Below are 3515 nucleotides of genomic sequence, written 5' to 3'. Positions count from 1 at the left end.
CGCCTGCGCCGAAGCTTTGGATCAAGGCGTTTGTTCCGCCGACGTCATTCTCAACATTCTGGCGCGCCGCCGCGATCCCGGGGTCCCGCTGACCATCCTCACACCGGATGCCCTGAAACTCCGGCACGTTCCGCTCGCCGATTGCGCCCGATACGATCAGCTGAGGCGTTCAGGCTAATGATGGAACGTACACAAATCCTTGATTTGATGAGAGAACTAAAACTCTACGGCATGAGGAGCGCCTATGACGAAGTGATGTCGACTGGCATCAAGCGCGCGCTTGAGCCATCGCAGATCGTCGGCGATCTTCTCAAGGCCGAACTCTCCGAAAAGCAGGCGCGCTCCATCAAATATCAGATGACCATCGCCAAACTCCCCTTGGCGAAAGACCTCGACGACTTCACCTTCGACGGCGCCATGGTCAACGAGGGGTTGGTGCGTAACCTTGCAGGCGGCGGCTTTGTCGCACAGCAGCGCAATATCGTTCTCGTCGGCGGCACGGGAACCGGCAAGACGCATCTTGCCATCGCCATCGCGCGAAGCTGCATCCGCTCCGGCCTACGCGGACGTTTCTTCAACACGGTTGATCTTGTCAATCGATTGGAGGCAGAAACGCGCGCTGGACGTCAGGGAAGGATCGCTGATTATCTCACAAGGATGGACTTCGTCGTTTTCGACGAACTGGGCTATCTTCCCTTCGCACAGGCTGGCGGCCAATTACTCTTTCATCTCGTCAGCCGGCTCTACGAACGAACCTCGGTGATCGTTACCACCAATCTCAATTTCGGCGAATGGCCCAGCGTCTTCGGCGACGCCAAGATGACGACCGCGCTGCTCGATCGTCTTACCCACCACTGTGATATCGTCGAAACCGGCAACGAAAGCTGGCGCTTCAAAAACCGCGCCTGAAGCTCAAAGCCCCACATCACGCCACCGCACTCGCCCCGGCTGAGCTAACCTGAACTTCCTCCGTCGAAAACCACAACCCGCTGATCTAGCGCGGTAATTCCTGTGCGGGCGGGGTGCTACTGGCTACAAGTCACGCTGAGGAGGTCGAAGGCTTTTTGCTGGGTGGGGGTGGGGCGGGTGGTGATGGTGAAGGGGTGGTTGGGCGCAATGGCGGTGGTTGCGGTGTTGCGGGCGAGGGTTGCGAGATCGGCGATCAGGGTGTGGAAGCTGTGGACCGGCGAACCGTCCTCGCCGCACTTGGTCGCGTCCTTGCGCCGGGCGCGCGGCGAGCGCGCCGCCTTGGCGACCACGCTCGGGCGCAGGGTCTCGGCAAGTTCCTTGTCGGGATCTTCATAAAGCATCGGCGCCAGGCGCTGGCGCATATGCCACTCGAGATAATAGGAAAGCATGCAGAGAAACACATGCGCGCGCACCCGCCCTTCCAGCCAGTGATAGACCGGGCGGACATGCAGATCGACGGTCTTGAGGCAACGGAAGGCGCGTTCCACCCGGGCGAGGGATTTGTAGATCCGCACGGTTGCCGCATCCCCGCAAGCTTCATCTGACAGGCTGGTGCGGATGATATAGAGACCGTCGCGCGCCGCCTCGGCGGCGATCTCCTGTTCCTGGCGCGCGAAGTGGAAGCTGGTATCGGTGATGTCGAGGTGGAAATGCTTGGCCATGTTGTGGCGATGGATCACCGCGCCGACCTTGAGCGCGATGGCGCTGGCGCCACAGAGCGGTCTGCGTCGGCGCGCGACGGCGGTCTTGATGCGGCCGAGATCGCGTTCCGTCGCCGCGAGGAGGTCTTCGCGTTTGCCGCGGCGCAGGGCGGCAAGATCGGGATTGCGACAGACAATGAGCCGCTCGCCGGGAAATTCCGGCGTGGTGATGCGCGCCATGTCGCGCTCATCGAAGAGCGAGAGTTGCAGCGCGCCACTTTCGCAAAGCGCCTTGATCGCCGGGGCACGTAGCGCGGTGATCCAATCGAGCCCGGCCGGCCTGACATCGTCGCTGATGCGCGCCTCGGTGATCATGCCACGATCGCCGACCAGCACGACATGATCGAGACGAAAGCGCTGCTTGAGTTTCTCGATCTGCGGCGCCAGCGTCAGCGGATCGGCGGTGTTGCCGTCAAACACCTCGATCGCCACCGGGCAACCATCGGGCGCGCACAACAAGCCATAGATGATCTGCAGCTTGCCCTTCTTGCCGTCACGACTGTAGCCGCGCTTGGCCAACGGGCAGCAGTGTCCTTCCATGTAGCTTGACGAGACATCGTAGAGCACCAGCGTGCCGCTCTGAAGATGGCGCTTCGCCAACACCGCCTCGATCCCAGCCTGGCGCGCGCCGAGCCAGTCGAGCGCGGCATAGAGTTCGTCCTCATCGACCACGCCGAGACCGAGCATCTCGCCGAGACTCGAGGCCGCGGTGGCCGGCGAGAGCGTGCGCGCGGCGGCAAGTTTGGAAAGCGGATCAAGAATGCGCCCGACGATGAGGGCGAGCACGAGGTCACGCGCGCGGTTGCCCGCCGCGCCAAGCAGATCATCAAGCCCGATGCGGCGCGCCGTGCCGAGGGCGGCGACGACATGGCCATGGGGCAGCGAGCGGGAGATCTGGATGGCCTGCTGCTCGGGCGGAATGACGGTTCCCCCCTTGAGCACGCCGCGCAAACCTTCGATGTGGGCGAGTGGCCAGTGGGAGAGGTTGCAGAGCGTGCGTTTGCGGATTTTGCCGGCCTCGCGATAGCTCTCGCGGAGCAGGATGGCGGGGGGCGAGTTCCGGTTGGGGACGGTCTCGATATACATGGCTTATTATAGGCGTGAGTGAACATCATAGCAAGCGAATTATACATAATTACATGGCTACACTTTTGGTGGAAAATCGGCAGTTTCTGTTTTATTTCAATGCCATAAAAGAAAAGACCGCCGGAAGTTCAGTTTAGAGGCGGGGTCATCCAGACGCTGTGCCGCCATGGCGAACAGCGCGGTCTCGTGTGGGGCAGTAAGGCCCGCGCGCGCGACGCGGGTGCGGACGGCCTCGCCGATACCGAGGTCCTCCCACAGCCCGCGTGCGGCCAGCACGACGCCAAGTTCGAACACCACTTCGATATCGATCTCGGGCAGCGCGCTGTTGCCACGCGCTGGCAGCGCGTCGGACGCATCGGCGTCGATGACGCGGTTGATGCTGGCCACCAGGCGTTGCAACGCCGCGCGGTCGAGTTGGTCGGCACGGCCGAAGCTGTGCACCACGCGCGTCTCCGACCGCTTGGCCTCGGCATTCCAGATGTTCTCGGCGAGCCCGTAGTAGGCGACGGTCGAGCCGTCGCGGTTCCGTCGCTCGGTGATCCGCAGATACATGCCCATAGAATATCCGTTTACGGACGCAAAATCAATGGTGCTCGCATCATATCGTGTGTCTATGGATTTCGCGTTTTCCCGTTGCCGGACGGAGCAGAAAGCAAGCTAAATCAATGGATTGCAGGTGCCGCGCCTGTCGTCGCATGCCCTGTGACCGCGAACCCGGGGAAAGTGGCGCGCTGCAACTCTCGCTCTTCGATGAGCGCG

The 3515-nt window shown here is 62.1% G+C and carries 2 protein-coding genes and 2 pseudogenes; 2 read left to right on the top strand and 2 right to left on the bottom strand.

Annotated elements, in window-relative coordinates:
- Window positions 1-178, top strand: a pseudogene (locus tag ACP5E6_RS17270) (IS21 family transposase); the annotation flags it as partial.
- A complete protein-coding gene (istB, locus tag ACP5E6_RS17265; protein ID WP_427956279.1) occupies window positions 178-909 on the top strand; it encodes an IS21-like element helper ATPase IstB in 732 nt (243 codons plus the stop codon). The pseudogene ACP5E6_RS17270 and the gene istB, both read left to right, overlap by 1 nt.
- Before the next feature lie 116 nt (window positions 910-1025).
- Here the strand turns inward: istB and ACP5E6_RS17260 are convergent, their stop codons facing one another.
- The gene (locus ACP5E6_RS17260) at window positions 1026-2756 is read right to left on the bottom strand and encodes an IS1634 family transposase (RefSeq protein WP_427956276.1); all 1731 of its coding nucleotides are present in this window, start codon (window positions 2754-2756) and stop codon (window positions 1026-1028) included.
- A gap of 132 nt (window positions 2757-2888) precedes the next feature.
- Window positions 2889-3308 (bottom strand): annotated as a pseudogene (locus tag ACP5E6_RS17255) (IS1634 family transposase); the annotation flags it as partial.
- Window positions 3309-3515 lie beyond the last annotated feature (207 nt).

The organism is Acidiphilium sp., from assembly GCF_049977125.1.
Classification (GTDB): Bacteria; Pseudomonadota; Alphaproteobacteria; order Acetobacterales; family Acetobacteraceae; genus Acidiphilium.
The sequence above is the reverse complement of the archived record's forward strand: the minus strand, read 5'-3'. Positions and strand labels throughout refer to the sequence as shown.